Origin of the sequence: Cognatundibacterium curvum, from assembly GCF_014284235.1 — a bacterium.
Classification (GTDB): Bacteria; Pseudomonadota; Gammaproteobacteria; order Burkholderiales; family Burkholderiaceae_D; genus Undibacterium; species Undibacterium curvum.
On the sequence record NZ_JACOGD010000003.1, the window covers coordinates 342,468 to 359,910 of the forward strand.

Consider the following 17,443-nt stretch of genomic DNA (forward strand, 5'->3'; position numbering starts at 1 on the left):
GCAATCTTACAGCAGGCTCAGACCCTGCACACCCCGCTTGGTTCCCGGTTTAGACGGATGCGATGTTTTCTACGATTTTTTGTTGCCACCACTTTGCTTTGTCCAGCAATTGCTGAGTGTCGAGGCTGGTCAATACGCGTTCGCGCATCAGGCAGCGCCCATTGACCCAGGTGTGGGTCACCTGTTCACGTCCGGCCGCATACACAATTTGCGATGCAGGATCGAACATAGGCTGAGTTTCTATCGTGTCGAGATCTATCGCGATCAGATCTGCGCGTTTGCCAGCCAGCAGACTGCCGATCTGACTGTCCAGACCCAGTGCCCGTGCACCCGCTAAAGTCGCCATTTCCAGTGCTTTGTGCGCATGCAGTGCGGTTGGGTCACCGGATTGTGCTTTCGCCAGCAGCGCGGCAAGACGCAGGTCGCCGAGCAGATCCAGCTTGTTATTGCTGGCAGCCCCATCCGTGCCTATCCCCACATTCACGCCCTGTTGTTGCATGGCGTGGATACTGGCAAAGCCGGAGACCAGTTTCAGATTGCTGGCAGGGTTATGGGCGATATGCACACCCTGACGCGCTAATAATGCGATTTCATCTTCAGTGGTATGCACCATGTGCGCAGCGATCAGATTGCCTGACAGCAGGCCAAGCTGATGCAGACGTGCCAGTGGGCGTTTGCCGTGTTGTTCCAGACTGCCCTGAATCTCGTCCTGGGTTTCATGGATGTGGCAATGGATGCCCATGCCATGTTGTTCAGCCAGTGCGATAATTTTGCTGAAGGTGCTGTCGGCCACGGTGTAGGGGGCATGCGGAGCCAACCGGAAATCCACGCCGTCTTGTCCGGCAAACTGCTGATGGGCCGCCAACGCTTTTTCCAGATAGTCATCGGCATTGTTACCATAGCCAGTAGGGAATTCCAGGATGCTGCAACCAACCACAGTGCGCATGCCGCTGGCCAACCCGGCACGTGCTACGGCGTCATGGTGGAAATACATATCATTGACGGTGGTAGTGCCGCCTCTGAGCATTTCTGCGATCGCAAAGCTAGTGCCGTCGAATACGAACTGGTCAGAGACATGTTTTTTTTCTGCTGGCCAGATATGGTGATTCAACCAGTCCATCAGTGCCAGATCATCGGCCAGTCCACGCAGCAGACTCATGGCTGAATGCGCATGTAAATTTACCATACCAGGCATGATGCAGTGTTTGCTGAGTTCTACATGTTCTGCATCCGGATAGCGCAGTCGCACTTCATTGCTGGGTACGATTTCACGGATTTTCGTTCCTTCGATAACGAGCGCATGCTGTTGCAGCACGACACCTGCTGGTTCGACAGGGATCAGATAGTGTGGATGGAGGCAGGTAATGGTCATGGCGAATACTTTCACGTTTGTTTGCCTGATTATATCGGGAATAGAAGTTTCTTGAGGGCAGCTGTTTCCCGAACTTGATTCGCTTGTAAAACAGTGGGATTGCTATCTGCGCATGTAAAATGCAGCCTGAATTCAGAAAATTTATGTTTATTGTTTTTCAGGGGGAAAGATGAGACTGTATGGTTACTTCAGAAGCTCGGCTTCTTACCGGGTACGTATTGCATTAAACCTCAAAGGCCTGGACTACGAGCATGTAGGCGTGCATCTGGTAAAAAATGGTGGTGAGCATTTATCCGACGCATTCCGCGCGATCAACCCGGAAGCATTAGTGCCTGCGCTGACAGATACTCATGACGGTGTTGAACTGGAATTGAGCCAGTCATTGGCCATTTTGGAGTATCTGGATGAAAAATATCCCCAATACCCATTGCTGCCTGCGGATTTGGGCTTACGCGCTCAAGTCAGATCATTCGCGCTGTCTATTGCGTGTGAGATACACCCGGTCAATAATCTGCGTATTTTGAAATATCTGAGTCAGACTTTGGGCGTGACAGATGAGCAGAAAAATGCCTGGTATCGGCATTGGTGTGAAACGGGTTTGATTGCCTTGGAGCAAAAATTGTCGCGGGATGGCGTCAGACACGCATTTTGTTACGGCGATAAGCCAGGTTACGCAGATTGCTTACTGGTGCCGCAAATTTTTAATGCGCAACGTTTTCAGTGTGATTTATCTCAGGTACCTGAATTGATGCGTATCAATCAAAACTGCCTGGAACATCCAGCATTTATCAAGGCACATCCGGGAAATCAGCCTGATGCAGATGCGTGATGAATCTGTAACGCAATCAGTGCATAACGCAGAAGGTCGGGTTCAAGATTGAGTAAGGCGGGGTATAGCAGATACTCCGCCTTTAATTCAGTCGTCCCGAAGGTTCATTGTCCGTATTGAGCGCTTCATTGAGCACAGAGATCAGTAATGAGCGTGTGAGTTTGGACTTTGTGGTGTAACCGTCGATTGCAAATTGATGATGTACAGTTTGCTCAGGAGCATTTCCTGGCTGACCGGTACGCAATACAATTTTCAGGCTGGTACGGTTTAGTTCGCCGCGGATAGCTTCCACCAGCTTCAAACCTGCATCTACAGTTTCCATTACAACGTCAAGTAACAACAGTGCAATATCATGTTCTGTTTCCAGAATCTGCCGTGCTTCTTTTGCTGAGTAGGCGTGCAGAAAATGTAGCGGACGTCCATGAATGCGGACACCAGTCAGTGCAAGCAGCGTGGTTTCGTGGACGTTGACATCATCGTCCGTAATCAAAATTTTCCAAGGATGAACTTCGGTTTTTTGAGCAAGGTCTTGATGATCTTCATCCAGAAAATGAATCACGTCATCATCAGATTCACAATTGGACGTATTCTCATCCAAATAATAGGCAGGGGATGCAGAATAAAAGTCTGCAAAGATTGAACTCAACTGTGTACTGACGCCCATGGCGATCAACTGATCGCGTTTAATCAAGCCGGGCAATTTACTGTGCAACTGCTTCATCAGTGTTCTCCCTGGTGCTTGGATTTTTAAGTCATGTCTAATCTTATGTGAAGCAAACTTGTTTATCAAGACTAGACACGGAAAATCCTGAAAGATTTTACATGTAAATGAAAACTTGCTTTTCATTTTTCCGATTTCCAACTTGCTCTGGTGTACTATGAACTTTCATATGTATGTTCCAATTGAATCAGGAATGAAGTGAACGACTTATTTCAGATTGAAAATTAGGGTAAACATTCAAAGGTGGGAGGGGTGTTGGTGTCAGCGCAATTTCTAGTCCTTATTCTTTTGCTTCATAGCATGATACTTATATGCATGCTGAGTATTTTTCCCAAGAAACACTTCAATCCAAATCATTGTCTGACGCCGGCTTCGCTACGCTGGAGTGGTTTTTCACTGCTCGCTTCTGCAGTGATTGTCAGCGCCTGTCTCTTGTTTGCATCAGTCCAGTTACCTGATCACTTGCCGCTGCTTTTTAGTGGGATGTCGTTGGCATTTTCATTTTTTTTGCTTCAAAGAAATTTTACTGATGCAATTCGTCGCTATGTGTGGGTAGGTATCGCTGGCGACCTGATTTGCTTACCCCTTATTTTGTCGCATGCCCCCGGCTCCTGGTTATGTCCTGCGCTGATATTGCGTGCTGCCTTGCAGGGTGTGTTGGCGCGTGATTTGTTTAGACAAGATCAGTTCCCGCAAGTGGTATCTGTTATCAATTCTTCCGATGAAATCTATCGCTCCATGTTTTATTCAGCGCCGGATGCATTACTGGTACATCTGCAGGATGGCCGTTGCGTAGACTGGAACGCGCGCTGGGAGCAGCTTAATGCTGGTTCCGCGACCACCTTGCAGGATGAGGCTGCTATTTTCAATATATGGGTGGACGGCGCCCAATACCTTGCGCAGATGGACTTGCTACAAGATGGCTTGCCTTCTGCGTCCTGCAATCTGGAGATGAAGAATCATGCTGGCGAAGTGATACCGGTGGGTGTGACACTGCGTCAGGTCGAGAGTAAAGGGCGACGATATTTTCTGCTCACTTTGCGTGATCGCCGGGCATTGATACAGGCGGAAACCGAGCGTGACAAGGTCGTTAAGGAATTAGCGCAACGCGAGAAAGTACTGTCCACGGTTTTTCAACTGGTGCCAGACACGCTGACCATTACACGCATGGAAAATGGGCAGTACATGGATGTCAACCGTAACTGGGAACCTTTGTCCGGATACACCAGGGAAGAAGCGATAGGACGCAGTTCTGCAGATTTAAATTTATGGCAGGATTTTTCACAGCGCGATCAGCTGATTCAACGTATAAACCGTGATGGAGAGGCGCGCAATATGCAAATTGGGTTCCGCCATAAAGATGGACGCATTGCGCAATGCCTGGTGTCAGGGTCACGCTTTGAAATGGATGGAAGTGCTTACCTGTTGCTGAGTTCGCGTAGTATCGATGCCGAGTTACGTGTAGAAGGTGCGCGGCAGGAGGCAGAACAGTTATTGCGTGAAAGCGAGCGTCAGTACGCAGATTTGTTTCAAATGTCACCGATACCTTTAGTCTTGCTGAAGGTGAGTAGTTGGCAAGTCCAGAAACTCAATGATGCCTGGCACAGAGAGTTTTATGCCGACACGGCCATGGATGGTTTAAGTAGTGCATGGCGGCAGCAGTTCAAGGCAGATTTCGCACCTATGTTGCTGCTGTTGGAGCAGTTGAGTCAACAACGCAACATAGAGCAGACTGAGGTTTCTGTTACCGGTCTGGGGGCTACACAAAGAATTTGCCGACTGTCTGCACGCTTTCTGGATCCCGAAGCGTCATTGCTGATTGTGGCACTCATGGATGTGACTCAGCAGGTGAAGGTGGAAAAAGAAATTCGTGAACTCAGTGCGCAACTGGAGCGGCGGGTGGCGCTGCGCACCCGTAAGCTGGAGCAGGCGAATCAGGAGCTCGCGAAAGCCATGGAAAATCTGCGCCATACCCAGGCTGATCTGGTGCGCTCTGAAAAAATGGCGGCATTGGGGTCTTTGGTTGCAGGTGTTGCGCATGAATTGAACACGCCACTGGGGAATAGTGTGACCGTAGCCAGTACCCTGCAGGATAAAGTGCATGAATTAATGCTGCAGCTGGATACTGGCAATTTGAAACGTTCGGGCATGAAACTGTTTATGGATTCCTACCTGGAAGGTTTAGACCTGTTAATGCGCAATTTAGAGATTGCGCGTGATCTCATCGGTAGTTTCAAACAAGTCGCAGCGGATCAGTCCAGTAATCAAAGACGGCAGTTTGAATTGTCACGGGTACTCGAAGAGGTGGTGGTGACGCTCACACCGCTCTATAAAAAAACCGGATTTCATCTTGACTGCACACTGCAGCCTGGCATTTCTATGGATAGCTATCCTGGACCGCTGGGTCAGATCTTGACGAATTTTGTGACGAATTCCTTATTACATGGATTTGAAGGAAAAACCACAGGCAGGATGACTGTACGTTGCAACGAAATCGATGCGGAGTTTGTCGAAATTCAGTTCAGCGATGATGGGGTAGGCATGACTGAGTCAGTGCAGAGGAAAGTATTTGACCCATTTTTCACGACTAAGCTTGGACACGGCGGCTCCGGCTTGGGTATGCACATCGTCTACAACCTCGTTACCCAGGTACTGGGTGGAGAAATTGAGCTCAGCAGTCAGCCCGGGCAAGGCGTGCTATTTACGCTGAGGCTACCGCGCGTTGCTCCGGATTTGGCCATGGCTCAGGAGAATCAGGCGGCAGGCTGATTAGCCGGGCTAATAACATAATGATACAAATCCCCTGCGAAATGACGCTTACAGGCTGAACTTTATTGCAGAGCACAAGTCTGAGTTGCAGCTTACAGCAAGTGGCATGTGTGGATCGGTAGTCCGCTCAGCCTGTCTGCTGAAATTTTTCCAATTTTCAACACTCATCATTCCATGAAATCTAAAGATGTCTTGCCAGGTTTTCCCCTGCGCGTATTGACCATGTCGGTATTACTGGCCGTTCAGGCTCAGGCCTATGCACAACAAACCACGCAGCCGCCGCAAACCGTGGTCAGTGAAGAGACCAAGAAGCCCGAAGTGAAAAAAGCTGCACCCAAAGACAGTGCCGGCGGTGTGCAAAAGGTCGAAGTGCAGGGCGCACGCCAATATGACGAGCGGCGTCAGGATACGGCAACCAAGATCGTGGTTACCCAGGAAGACATCGTGCGCTATGGCGATACCACTGTGGGTGATGTGCTCAAGCGTTTGCCCGGCGTAACCATAGGCGGTGTGCAGGGGCGTGGCGGTGATATCCGTATGCGTGGGCTAGGTTCTGGCTATACCCAGATTCTGTTGAATGGTGAACCCAGCCCACCAGGGTTTTCACTGGATTCTATCTCGCCGGATCTGATCGAAAGAATAGAAATTATCCGGGCAGCGACTGCAGAACTCAGCACTCAGGCAATCGCTGGTGCGATCAACATCGTATTGAAACGCGCAGTGCAGACTGCACAGCGTGAAATCAAGTTTGGTGGTCAGGTGGATGGCGGTAAGTATGGCGAAAATCTGAATTTCCAGACTTCCGATAAAGCCGGTCGTATGTCGTATTCGATATCTGGCAATGTGACGCATGGCCAATATGAACGTCCTACCGTGACCGATTATGTAGTACGCGATGCAAACGGAAAAATCACCGGGCAGCAGCATACTGATTTACTGGGTTGGGGCACTTTTAACGGTATCGGTTTTTCACCGCGTGTGAACTGGAGTCTGGAAAACGGCGATACCATCACGACCCAGAGCTTTATTAATGCCAATCGCTTTTCCGGACATAATAAGGAAGTGACCGCTACATCAGTTGGTTTGCCGCCTTCTTACCAGAGCGATATGCAGACCGTGAACTCTGATTTTGCCATGCTGCGTACCAATCTGAACTGGATACATAAGCTGGCTGACAGCGCCAAGCTGGATGTGAAATTTGGACTGAACTATAACAAACGATCGTCGGATGTGGATTTGATCGGCTATGGTTCTAATCAGACTCAGATATTGGACCGCCGGTCATTATTCGATGGTATCGGTAAGGGCTTGACGACAAGTGGTAAATACTCTGCTCCTTTCGTTGAAGATCACGCCTTTGTATTGGGCTGGGATGCGGAATATAGCAAGCGCAGCGAGAATCGGCAGCAAACCGATATCGTGAGTGCAGATCCGGTCACTAATATCGCGTTGAAGCCGATTAATCTGAACGAAGACTATAACGCGACTGTCAGTCGTCTGGCTTTGTTTGCGCAGGACGAATGGAGTATCAGCAAGCAGTGGTCGCTGTATGCGGGTTTGCGCTGGGAAGGGCTGGACACCAAAAGTGTAGGCAGTACCTATGCAGAGGTGAGTAACCGTTCCAGCGTCTGGAGTCCAATTTTGCAGACTTTATGGAAGCTGCCGGGCAGTAAAAATGATCAGGTCAGGCTCGGTCTGACCAGAACTTATAAAGCCCCGGATACCAGCCAGCTGGTGCCGCGCCGCTTCATTTCCACCGATAATAAACAAACCAATCCGGATACCACTGGTAATCCGGCGCTGAAGCCTGAACTCGCATGGGGACTGGACTTTTCGTTCGAGCATTACCTGCCTGAAGGCGGTATGCTGAGTGCCTCGGTGTATATGCGTAAGATCAACGACATCGTCATCACTAAGCTGGATTTCCTGGATGGACGCTGGGTATCCATGCCGGTTAATCAGGGTGCTGCAACGACTAAGGGTGTAGAGCTGGAAGCGAAATTCCCACTGCGTTCGGTGATGGATAATGCACCATCGTTGGATTTCCGCGCCAATGTCTCATTCAACTGGTCGGATCTGAATTCCGTGCCTGGCCCGAATAATCGTCTGGATTCGCAGACGCCAGTCAGTGCTAACGTAGGCGCAGATTATAAGTTGGATAAACTGCCGCTGACCCTTGGTCTGAACTATGGTTATCAGGGCGCAGGTCCGGTTCAGGTGTCCGCGGTACAGAGCCGTTATTCGACACCGAAACGCGTGGTCGACGTGTATGGTTTGTGGAAGTTTGATGCGAAGACCAGCTTGCGGATTTCGCTGTCGAATGTGCTGCATCAGGATAATGTCTCATCCAATTCCTACATTGCGCCACAAGGCGGCACGATAGTGCAGACTACGCTCAATCCAACCACAGTCGTGGCACGTGCGATGTTTGAGCACAAATTCTGACGCGGCCCGGGCTCGGGTCACACAAAAAACGCCGGACTGTATGTTCCGGCGTTTTTTATTTCTGCATCTGTGACTATGGCATTTTCCTGCGACAGATGGCTGGCAGATATTCGGATGGAATCGAGGTTTTATCGGTGCCGTAAATGCTCATTTTTGCGGGTGCTTCAGCTTTACCGCATACCCAGGTCACTGGTACCTGATGGGTGTCATTGACCACTGCCGGACGCAGACTCAATATTCTGCCCTTGATGGCATTGCTGGCGCGATTGCCGAACATGATGTGTATTGCGCCATTCTCCACCGTGACGCTGCTGATGAAATTATTCACGATCTTGTCGGCTGTCGGTAATCCTGCCGCTGCATTGTCGGCCGGGAAGTCCTTTTCGCTGAGCCATGCCAGCTCACTGGGTTTTTTGGCGATATCTGCCAGCGGGACAGAACTGTCTACCTGCTCACGAACTACTTTGTACAGATAAGACGGTAATGCCATCGCACCCAGAATGGCGATGATGGCGACCACCGCCATCAATTCAAGTAAGGAAAAGCCAGTATTTTTTTTCATAGATTGAGATGAAGTTTGTTCTCTGTACCGTACCGTTTTTTTCTGCATGGTAAAAAATAAGCCGGCTCCAATATAAGCAAAATCCCGCGCTGTGCCAACTAAGTCCAGGAAAACGTTCAGGCTGTATCACGCTCTTCGCTGACACTTTGGCTCAGATAATCTAACAGCTGAGCGGCCTGCGGCGATAGCGTTCCCAGATTAGAAACACATAAGCATAATTCGCGGTTGGCCCAGGGATCGTCGAGATAAATCAGTCTGGCATTGAGTTCTTTAGCGTGTCTTTGTGCCGTGATTTCCGGCAATATGGCAATGCCGGCTTCCTGTGCAACCAACTGCGCCTGAGCGTAGAAGCTGGGGGCCCGGACCCGGATTTTGAGTGGTCTGCCGTGTTGCATCGCTATTCCCTCGATAAATCCCTGTATTGCCCTTTCCTTGGGAAGTCCGATGAAATAGTAGCTCAGCGCATCGCGTAGCAGGCAATGCTGGCGACTGGACAGCGGGTGCTTTGCCGAGACCAGTAACACCAGACGAAAATGGCGAAACGGAACTGAGTACAGGGTTTCCGGCACCAGGTTGCCATCCAGGACACCGATGTCGGCTTCTTTATCCTGTACCGCTGCCAGAATCTGACGGCTGCTTTTCTCTTCCAGCTGCAAATCGATTTCCGGGTAGTCGGCCAGAAATGGGCCGAGTGCGGCGGGCAGATAGGTATTGTTGGCAACCGTAGTCGCCGCCAGTCGCAGCTTGATCCTGCGCTGGCCTGACAGGTCTTGCAGCGTGTGTTGCAGTTGCTCGGTTTCGGCCAGTATTCGCCTCGCTTGCTCAAGCACGATTTTCCCGGCAGGCGTCGCAATCATGCCGGCACTGTCGCGCTTGAACAGGATCACCGCGTGACGCTCTTCAAACTGGCGCAGTCGATTGCTGGCGGCCGACAAAGCGAGTGGAAACTCTGCCGCCGCACGACTCAGGCTGCCGCTGTCCGCGATCGCAAGTATCAGGCGCAGATCGATCAGGTTGAGTTGCATGCCTTCTCCGTAGGCGAAGTAATCCTGCTTAAATGAGGAATTTTACCTTGTTTTCCTTCGTGGCAGAATAAGTCTGAATCTACATTTCTTCCTTTTTTTCTTTCGCAACTATGTCAGTTTTTTTTCCATTCTGGACCCGCATCAGCCGTGACGGCCGATTGTATGCAGTGTTGTCAGCCGCAGGTTTTGCACTGAAAGCCATCTTCGTCAAACTCGGCTACGCCGCCGGTGCACATGATGCAATCAGCTTGCTGGCGCTGCGTATGGGCTTTGCCTTGCCTTTGTTTTTGCTGTTATGGGTGATGAGCCGTGAACCGGGGCAAGTCAGGCTCACGCTGGCTGATTGTGGACGGATCTGGATACTGGCTTTGCTGGGCTACTACTTGTCCAGCCTGTTTGATTTCTATGGCTTGCAGACCATCAGTTCCAATCTGGAACGTGTGATTTTGTATGTCTATCCAACACTGGTATTGGTGTTCCAGGCGCTGCTGTTACGCCGCTGGCCGCAGCGCACTACAGTGCAGGCCATGCTGATCTGTTATGTTGGTTTGATGGTCGCCTTCGTACACGATTTGCTGCAGAGTGCTTATGGACGTGAGGTAGTGACTGGTTCGCTGTGGGTGTTTGCCAGTGCGGTTACTTATGCCATGTATTACATCGGTACCGGGCAAGTGGTGCAGCGCATAGGTTCTATGCGTCTGACCGGACTGGCGGGCTGCGCTTCCTGCGTGCTGGTGTTGCTACATTTTGTCGGGACTGGCCAGTCTGCGACGGTATTACAGTTGCCTGCTGCGGTGTGGGGATATGGCGCACTGATGGCGCTGTTTTCAACCGCGTTGCCGGTGTACTGGATGGCGCTTGCAATTCGTCAGTTAGGCGCGACCCAAGCTGCCGCGATAGGCAGTCTGGGGCCAGTGCTGACCTTGTTTGCTTCCTGGCTGATGTTGGGTGAAGCCGTTTCGCTGTGGCAGATTGCCGGGTTGGCGCTGGTCATCGTGGGTGTCGCGAGGCTGAAGCCAAAGCAGAATGCGGATCTGGCCGTGGCGCCGGACGGTTCTGCGGTACCGGCAGTCAAGTCCGTAACGTAAGCATGATGAAACCGGGTGCAGCTGATGGCACCCGGCATTTCTGTGGGCTTAGCGGCCTTTGTACAGCGCTTCAACCTGCGCAGCGAAATGTGCGGCGAGGTTATTGCGCTTGAGCTTCAGCGTTGGTGTAAGCAGAGAGTTCTCAACCGACCAAGGGGTTAGCGTCACGATTACCCCGCGTGGTTGCGCGTAATACGGGAAGCTGGTGGTCAGTTCACGGATACGCTTGAGTATCAATGCACGTGCCTTGGCAGCTTCTTCGCTGTCCGGTGCACAGACACTGATACCGGCTTTGGCCTGCATTTGTTGCCAATAAGCCTGAGTGACGACGACAGAGCAGGCGATGAAAGGACGGTTATCGCCAAACACATACACCTGTTCATAGCCTGCATCAGCCAGGATGGCCTGTTCCAGATCGACCGGCGCGATTTTTTCACCGGTGGAGGTCACGATGATTTCTTTCACGCGACCCAGGATGCGGATGCGGCCACTGGCTTCCACTGCTGCCTGATCGCCGGTTTTGAGCCAGCCATCATCGAACACTTTGGCGGTATCCTCAGGGCGGTTCCAGTAGCCACGCATGATGCTGGGGCCGCGTACCTGTAATTCTTTGTTGTCACCGATGCGCACTTCCACGCCTTCTAAGGCCGCACCCACGCTGGTTGGATCGGTATTGAGCGGGATGTTGGCAGCAATCACTGGCGAGGTTTCTGTCATGCCATAGCCTTGCGCAACCGGTATGCCCAGTCCCAAAAAAGTCTGTGCCACATGTTGCGACAGCGCGGCGCCGCCACTCACGGCCAGTCGCAATCTGCCACCAAACTGGGTGCGCAGTTTACCGGCTATCAGCTTGTCCAGCAGTGGCCACAGGCAGCGCTCGGCCAGGCTCAGGCGATTGCTTTCTTGCACGCCATCGTGCTGCTGGCTGTAGCGTTTCCAGCCTATGGCGCAAGCCTGACGGAATAACCAGGATTTCAGTGCAGAGGCGCTGACATCGCCTTCAATTTTAGCCAGTACCCGTTCATAAATACGCGGCACTGATACCAGGATAGTCGGCTGCATGGTGCGCATATCTTCTGGCAAGTCTTTGACTGAACGTGCGAATGCAACGCAGCAGCCACCGGCAATCGGTGTGTAATAGCCAGCGGTACGTTCGAAAGTATGCGACAGCGGCAGGAAGGACAGAAATACATCGCTTTCAAACGGGGTCACACGCTGCAGCACCGCTTTGACGTTAGCCATTACATTGCGATGAGTCAGCATTACGCCTTTCGGTTTGCCGGTTGTGCCTGAGGTATACACCAATCCGGCCAGATCTTCTTCATCCGGGAAGGGCCAACTGGTAGCAGGGAATTGCTCCGCCGCTTGCAGCCAGTCTGCCAGTGTGCTGATACGTGTCTGCGCATCCGCTGGACTGCTGCTGACTGACGCAGCTGTGATCACCACCTGCTTTAAGTCGGGCAGCGCATAGCCTGCATCACGGATTGCTTCCCATTGCTTTTGGGATTCGGCAATCAGCATGCTGGCGGCACTGTCGGCCAGAATAAACGCGATACTCTCAGGATTGTCCAGCGCATGCATAGGTACCGGTACATGGCCCAGAGCCAGCGTGGCCTGATCTGCGCAGACGGTATCCAGACCATTAGGCAGCAAAATGCCGATACGGGCACCTTTGCTGAACTGCATGGCAGCCATCGCGCGGCTGAACTGGCTGACCAGGCGGCCTGCATCGGCCCAGCTATAGGTCAGCCATGTTGCGGTTTGTGTGTCAAATTGACGATAGGCATCTGCGCCTGGTGTTTTCTGTACTCGCCATTGTAATAACTCGGGAAGGGTTTTCAGGGCCTGCACTTCCGGTGAGATGGCTTGAATCTTAAGCATAGAACGACCTTGTTAGACGATAGACCCGTATTATCGCAGTATTCTTTATATTATTGCTTGATGTGGATACTTGACACGCGATTGAGTTCTTAGCAAAAAAGCGCAAGAAACCGTTATGGTTTCCTGCGCTTGAGTACCGCTCTCGGTTGATGGCGCGATGACTTAAGTGCTGAGGCGTTCGTGATGAAAGCGCAGATGATCTTCGATCACGCTGGCGATGAAGTAATAGCCATGATCATAGCCCGTGTGTCGCCGCAAATTCAGTGGTTGATCGGCTTGCAGGCAGGCTTGCTCGAAACGTTCGGGATGCAGTTGCGTCGCCAGGAACTGATCCGATAAACCCTGATCGATCAGTATGCCTGCAGGGAAGGGCGTTTGCCTTGCGCGCATCAGACAGCTTGCATCATATTGTTCCCAGCTCGTGCGCTCTGGACCCAGATAAGCCTGAAACGCTTTTTCCCCCCACGGGCAATCGACGGGTGCACAAATCGGTGCAATCGCGGACACTGAGCGGAACAGCACAGGCTGGCGCAGGGCAGTCACCAGTGCGCCGTGACCGCCCATGGAGTGACCCATGATGCCGGTTTGTGTGCCGATAACCGGTAAGTGCTGGCTGACCAATGCGTGCAACTCGGTCAGATAGCTTTGCATGCGATAGTGCGTGGCCCAAGGCTGCTGACTGGCATCCAGATAAAAACCCGCACCCACACCCAGATCCCAATGCTCGGCTTCACCTGCGACACCGGCGCCGCGTGGGCTGGTGTCGGGGCAAATCAGCGCCAGTCCCAACTGAGCGGCGATACGCTGCGCACCAGCCTTGATCATGAAAGTCTCTTCTGTACAGGTCAGTCCCGCCAGATAGAACAGGGCAGGCACGGCTGCGGTCTGTGCCTGCGGCGGCAGGTAGACCGAAAACCGCATAGGCAAGTCTATAGCCTGCGATGTGTGGCGGTAAAACTGCTGCACACCGCCAAAGCAAAGGTGTTCACTGATTAGTTCAGGCATCGCATCATCCTTAGTAAATCACGACCGAGCGTATCGATTCCCCGCGTTTCATCAGATCGAAACCATCGTTAATCTGCTCCAGTGATAAGCGGTGCGTGATCAGGTCATCGATATTAAGTTTGCCTTCCATATACCAGTCTACGATTTTAGGTACATCGGTACGGCCACGCGCACCACCGAAGGCAGAGCCGCGCCATTCACGGCCAGTTACCAGTTGGAACGGGCGGGTAGAGATTTCCTGACCGGCAGCGGCCACGCCGATGATGAAGGATTTGCCCCAGCCTTTATGCGTGCATTCCAAGGCCTGACGCATGGTGGTGGTGTTGCCTACGCATTCAAAGCTGTAGTCGGCACCGCCATCGGTAATTTGCGTGATCGCATCAACCACGTTCTCGACCTCATTTGGGTTGATGAAATGCGTCATGCCGAATTTGCGTGCCATTTCCTGCCGCGCCGAATTGATGTCCACGCCGATGATTTTATCTGCACCGACCATGCGCGCAGCCTGTATCACATTCAGACCTATGCCACCCAGACCGAATACCGCGACGTTAGCACCGGCTTCGACCTTGGCGGAAAACAGGACTGCGCCGACGCCAGTGGTGACGCCGCAGCCTATGTAGCAGACTTTATCAAACGGCGCATCTTCGCGGATTTTTGCCAGAGCGATTTCAGGAACCACAATGTAATTGGAAAAGGTCGAGGTTCCCATGTAGTGAAACAGCGGATTTCCGTTCAGCGAAAAGCGTGAAGTGGCATCCGGCATCAAGCCCTTACCCTGGGTACTGCGGATCGCCTGACACAGATTGGTTTTGCGTGAGAGGCAGAATTTACACTCGCGGCATTCCGGCGTGTAGAGCGGAATGACATGGTCATCTTTTTTCAGGCTTTTGACGCCGGGCCCGACATCGACCACGATGCCCGCACCTTCGTGCCCCAGAATTGCAGGGAACAGGCCTTCCGGGTCGGCACCCGACAAGGTGTAATAATCGGTATGGCAGATGCCGGTGGCCTTCAGCTCAACCAGGACTTCACCCTGTTTAGGGCCTTGCAAGTCTACTTCTTCGATAGTCAGTGGTGCGCCTGCACGCCATGCAACTGCAGCTTTGGTTTTCATGTGTTTGCTCCTTCGTATTCATTCAGATGGCCTATTGTGACCAGGTCTGAGGCTGGACGTTCGGCCGTATGCCGGGAATGGCTGAAAATGCTGCCATAATGGCAGACTTTTCACGCTTTCAGCTCTGAGATAATGAGAAAACTGCCTGCTACCCGCTCTGTGCGTCAGATACACACCGTCGATATCATCGTCTATCCCGGTTTTAAAGCCATGGAAGCGGTCGGGCCTATGTCAGTGTTCGAGTATGCCAACCTGCATTTGCAAAGACGCGGTGAGCCCGCTGCCTACGATGTGCGCATCGCAGCGCCACAAGCTGGCAATGTGGCCTCTGATACCCTGATGTCACTGACAGCGACCAAGTCTTTGAACACGCTGGCATTGCCGGATACGGCACTCATCATTGGTGCCAGGCATATTCAGCATGTGCTGGATCAGGATACCGCGATCGTGCCATGGGTCGCCGCAGTGAACGCGCGTATCCCGCGCCTGGCCGCTTTGTGTTCCGGCGCTTTTTTTCTTGCAGCGGCCGGCGTGCTGGATGGTCAGCGTGCGACCACCCACTGGAGTGTGGCCGCAACATTGCAGCAACAATATCCGCTGGTGCAGGTCGACAGCGATGCGATCTTTGTGCGCTGTGGCCACATCTGGACCTCAGCCGGTGTCACCGCAGGCATAGATCTGGCACTTGCATTGGTTGAGGAAGACTATGGCCGTGAGCTGGCGCTGGAGGTCGCTACCGAGATGGTGGTATACCTGAAGCGCCCCGGCGGTCAGTCGCAGTTCAGTTCTCACTTGCTGACTGAACGCACGGTTAAACCTGGTATCCGTGACATTCAGGCCTGGGTGCAGGAGCATTTGCAGTCGCGTCTGACGGTGAGTCAGCTGGCGGAAAAAGCGATGATGAGTGAAAGGAATTTTTCCCGGGTGTTTCATCAGGAAACTGGCTTGAGCGCTCAGCAATTCATCGAACTATGCCGTTTCGAGCGCGCCACGCAGCTACTGTCTGATTTGCAGTTGCCGATTAAAACTATTTCCGCTATGGCTGGCTTCAGTGATGAAGCCCAGATGCGCCGGGTGTTCCTGAAAAAGCTGGGTATTACGCCAAAACTATACCGTGAGCGGTTCGCGACGACAGGTGTGGTTGACGTGTGATACCGGACCTTCTTGTTACGGGGTTGCACCTCTAAGTTTTGTGGTGCTGTGGTTTTGTCGTGCTGCAAAAAGTAATCTTCTGTCTGTACCGGGGGACTTTCAGTAAAATGCGATAAAGCAGAGCGCATCTTGCCAGTTTTTTTACTCCGCTATATCAGCGGATCTTAGAGTGACAGATGGTGTTGGTTGAAAAATGGTGTTTCCTCATAGTTGATCTGGTTGATGATGCGGCAGTGAAGATTGCAGGATCGTAACGATAGAACAGGAAATAAATATGCCTTTTGTAAGCCGGATATCTGTTTTACTTTTGCTGCTAATGCTGAATTGCGTGAGCGTTTCTGTTTGGGCGCGTGATTCTGCTGCCACCGCCACCGCCACCGCTGCTGCGTTTGCATGGGACGGTCCGCGCGATGGGCCACTGGCACTACGTGGAAAGAGAATCAGCTTCATTGGCCAGGATATGCGTAATGGCGGCATCTCTTCGGTCTATCGCAGTCTTTACCTCGCTGCTCTTGAGCTGGGATGGACGCTGGATGTCTACGATGGTAAGGGTGATGTCAGACTGTTCCGGTCCTTATTGAAGGATGGATTGAGTCAGCATTTGGATGGCGTAGTCCTGGCGGGTATCGATATCGATGAAGAATTCCAGGATATTGTGATGCTGGCACAGCAAAAAGCAATCGTCCTGGTGGGTTGGCATGCTGCTGCAACGCCGGGAGCCAGCAAACAATTGTTCGTGAATATCACCACCCACTATGAGCAGGTGGCGCGCAAGGCTGCGGAGTTGCTGGTAGAGGCTGACAGCGCCGAAAAAGGCATCATTATTCTCAATGACAAGCGCTTCAGGATCGCCAATGCGAAAACCGCAGTCATGAAAGATATCATCGCACATTGCCGACTATGCACTTTGCTGGCGGTGGAAAATATGGCGATAGGGAATGTGAACCAGGAAATTCCTGCAGCAGTAAAGCGATGGAACCAACAATTTGGACCACGTTGGACCCACACGCTGGCGATCAATGATGCTTATTTTGATGCGATGAATATTCCTCTGGCGTCGGAAGGGCGGCGCGATATCGTCAATATCGCAGCAGGTGATGGCTCCTATATTGCGCTCAATCGCATCAAGTCCGGGAAATCGCAACAATTGGCGACTATTGCTGAGCCGCTGGGAATACAGGGCTGGCAACTGGCAGATGAATTGAATCGTGCATTTTCCGGCGCTGCACCGAGTGGCTACGTGAGTAGTCCGGTTGTGGTGACCAGCCGCTTGCTGAATCAGCTTAAGGGCGCAGACATCGATACGCTGTCCAATTTTAAAGAGCATTATCGCCAGATTTGGTTTGCTCGCGCAAAGGCAGCTCCCGGTCAGCCGCCTGTACGCTGAGCCTTGGTTCTTGGCAGACGGCCAGCGCGGTTTGGCATTGCAGGTACATGACTTTGTGTCTGCGATAGTTGATAATGCTGCATTCTGAAT

At 52.1% G+C, this 17,443-nt stretch carries 13 protein-coding genes; 6 read left to right on the forward strand and 7 right to left on the reverse strand.

Annotation, left to right across the window (positions count from 1 at the left end; genetic code table 11):
• Positions 1 to 49: 49 nt before the first annotated feature.
• Complete coding sequence (locus H8K43_RS07685; protein ID WP_222610984.1) at positions 50 to 1,387, reverse strand: TRZ/ATZ family hydrolase; 1,338 nt, start codon at positions 1,385 to 1,387, stop codon at positions 50 to 52.
• 154 nt (positions 1,388 to 1,541) lie between these two features.
• Between H8K43_RS07685 and maiA the strand changes: the two genes are divergently transcribed.
• A complete protein-coding gene (maiA, locus tag H8K43_RS07690) occupies positions 1,542 to 2,201 on the forward strand; it encodes a maleylacetoacetate isomerase (RefSeq protein WP_186903279.1) in 660 nt (219 codons plus the stop codon).
• Between the two features lie 82 nt (positions 2,202 to 2,283).
• Here the strand turns inward: maiA and H8K43_RS07695 are convergent, their stop codons facing one another.
• Complete coding sequence (locus H8K43_RS07695; RefSeq protein WP_186903280.1) at positions 2,284 to 2,922, reverse strand: response regulator; 639 nt, start codon at positions 2,920 to 2,922, stop codon at positions 2,284 to 2,286.
• A 507-nt stretch (positions 2,923 to 3,429) separates the two neighbouring features.
• On the opposite strand from H8K43_RS07695, the gene H8K43_RS07700 reads away from it, so the two are divergent.
• Positions 3,430 to 5,691 (forward strand): PAS domain S-box protein, encoded by a 2,262-nt coding sequence (locus H8K43_RS07700; protein WP_186903281.1) that lies wholly within the window; start codon positions 3,430 to 3,432, stop codon positions 5,689 to 5,691.
• Positions 5,692 to 5,865: 174 nt separating this feature from the next.
• Positions 5,866 to 8,136, forward strand: coding sequence for a TonB-dependent receptor plug domain-containing protein (locus H8K43_RS07705; protein ID WP_186903282.1), 2,271 nt, complete (start codon positions 5,866 to 5,868; stop codon positions 8,134 to 8,136).
• Positions 8,137 to 8,209: 73 nt separating this feature from the next.
• Here the strand turns inward: H8K43_RS07705 and H8K43_RS07710 are convergent, their stop codons facing one another.
• Both H8K43_RS07710 and H8K43_RS07715 read right to left on the reverse strand, forming a co-directional pair.
• Complete coding sequence (locus H8K43_RS07710; protein WP_186903283.1) at positions 8,210 to 8,698, reverse strand: pilin; 489 nt, start codon at positions 8,696 to 8,698, stop codon at positions 8,210 to 8,212.
• Between the two features lie 116 nt (positions 8,699 to 8,814).
• The gene (locus tag H8K43_RS07715) at positions 8,815 to 9,723 is read right to left on the reverse strand and encodes a LysR substrate-binding domain-containing protein (protein ID WP_186903284.1); all 909 of its coding nucleotides are present in this window, start codon (positions 9,721 to 9,723) and stop codon (positions 8,815 to 8,817) included.
• Positions 9,724 to 9,833: 110 nt separating this feature from the next.
• Here H8K43_RS07715 and H8K43_RS07720 point away from each other — a divergent pair, with 110 nt between their 5' ends.
• Positions 9,834 to 10,811, forward strand: a complete 978-nt coding sequence (locus tag H8K43_RS07720) for a DMT family transporter (RefSeq protein WP_186903285.1) — start codon at positions 9,834 to 9,836, stop codon at positions 10,809 to 10,811.
• Between the two features lie 48 nt (positions 10,812 to 10,859).
• Here H8K43_RS07720 and H8K43_RS07725 read toward each other — a convergent pair whose 3' ends face one another.
• The 3 genes from H8K43_RS07725 to H8K43_RS07735 all read right to left on the reverse strand — a co-directional run bounded on the left by H8K43_RS07725 (position 10,860) and on the right by H8K43_RS07735 (position 14,814).
• Entirely contained in the window at positions 10,860 to 12,692 is a 1,833-nt protein-coding gene (locus H8K43_RS07725) for an AMP-dependent synthetase/ligase (RefSeq protein ID WP_186903286.1), read from the reverse strand.
• Between the two features lie 162 nt (positions 12,693 to 12,854).
• On the reverse strand, positions 12,855 to 13,697 hold the full coding sequence (gene fghA, locus H8K43_RS07730) for an S-formylglutathione hydrolase (protein WP_186903287.1): 843 nt from the start codon (positions 13,695 to 13,697) through the stop codon (positions 12,855 to 12,857).
• 10 nt (positions 13,698 to 13,707) lie between these two features.
• Positions 13,708 to 14,814: an S-(hydroxymethyl)glutathione dehydrogenase/class III alcohol dehydrogenase gene (locus H8K43_RS07735; protein WP_186903288.1), complete on the reverse strand. Its 1,107-nt coding sequence runs from the start codon at positions 14,812 to 14,814 to the stop codon at positions 13,708 to 13,710.
• 132 nt (positions 14,815 to 14,946) lie between these two features.
• Here H8K43_RS07735 and H8K43_RS07740 point away from each other — a divergent pair, with 132 nt between their 5' ends.
• Both H8K43_RS07740 and H8K43_RS07745 read left to right on the forward strand, forming a co-directional pair.
• Positions 14,947 to 15,966, forward strand: a complete 1,020-nt coding sequence (locus H8K43_RS07740) for a GlxA family transcriptional regulator (RefSeq protein WP_186903289.1) — start codon at positions 14,947 to 14,949, stop codon at positions 15,964 to 15,966.
• 328 nt (positions 15,967 to 16,294) lie between these two features.
• Entirely contained in the window at positions 16,295 to 17,353 is a 1,059-nt protein-coding gene (locus H8K43_RS07745) for a substrate-binding domain-containing protein (protein ID WP_186903290.1), read from the forward strand.
• Positions 17,354 to 17,443 lie beyond the last annotated feature (90 nt).

Excerpts from the sequence above, each read along its gene's own strand:
- H8K43_RS07720 (WP_186903285.1), top strand. The coding sequence starts at position 9,834 with ATGTCAGTTTTTTTTCCATTCTGGACCCGCATCAGCCGTGACGGCCGA.
- H8K43_RS07725 (WP_186903286.1), bottom strand. The coding sequence starts at position 12,692 with ATGCTTAAGATTCAAGCCATCTCACCGGAAGTGCAGGCCCTGAAAACC.
- maiA (WP_186903279.1), top strand. The coding sequence starts at position 1,542 with ATGAGACTGTATGGTTACTTCAGAAGCTCGGCTTCTTACCGGGTACGT.
- H8K43_RS07710 (WP_186903283.1), bottom strand. The coding sequence starts at position 8,698 with ATGAAAAAAAATACTGGCTTTTCCTTACTTGAATTGATGGCGGTGGTC.
- H8K43_RS07715 (WP_186903284.1), bottom strand. The coding sequence starts at position 9,723 with ATGCAACTCAACCTGATCGATCTGCGCCTGATACTTGCGATCGCGGAC.
- H8K43_RS07705 (WP_186903282.1), top strand. The coding sequence starts at position 5,866 with ATGAAATCTAAAGATGTCTTGCCAGGTTTTCCCCTGCGCGTATTGACC.
- fghA (WP_186903287.1), bottom strand. The coding sequence starts at position 13,697 with ATGCCTGAACTAATCAGTGAACACCTTTGCTTTGGCGGTGTGCAGCAG.
- H8K43_RS07740 (WP_186903289.1), top strand. The coding sequence starts at position 14,947 with ATGAGAAAACTGCCTGCTACCCGCTCTGTGCGTCAGATACACACCGTC.
- H8K43_RS07735 (WP_186903288.1), bottom strand. The coding sequence starts at position 14,814 with ATGAAAACCAAAGCTGCAGTTGCATGGCGTGCAGGCGCACCACTGACT.
- H8K43_RS07695 (WP_186903280.1), bottom strand. The coding sequence starts at position 2,922 with ATGAAGCAGTTGCACAGTAAATTGCCCGGCTTGATTAAACGCGATCAG.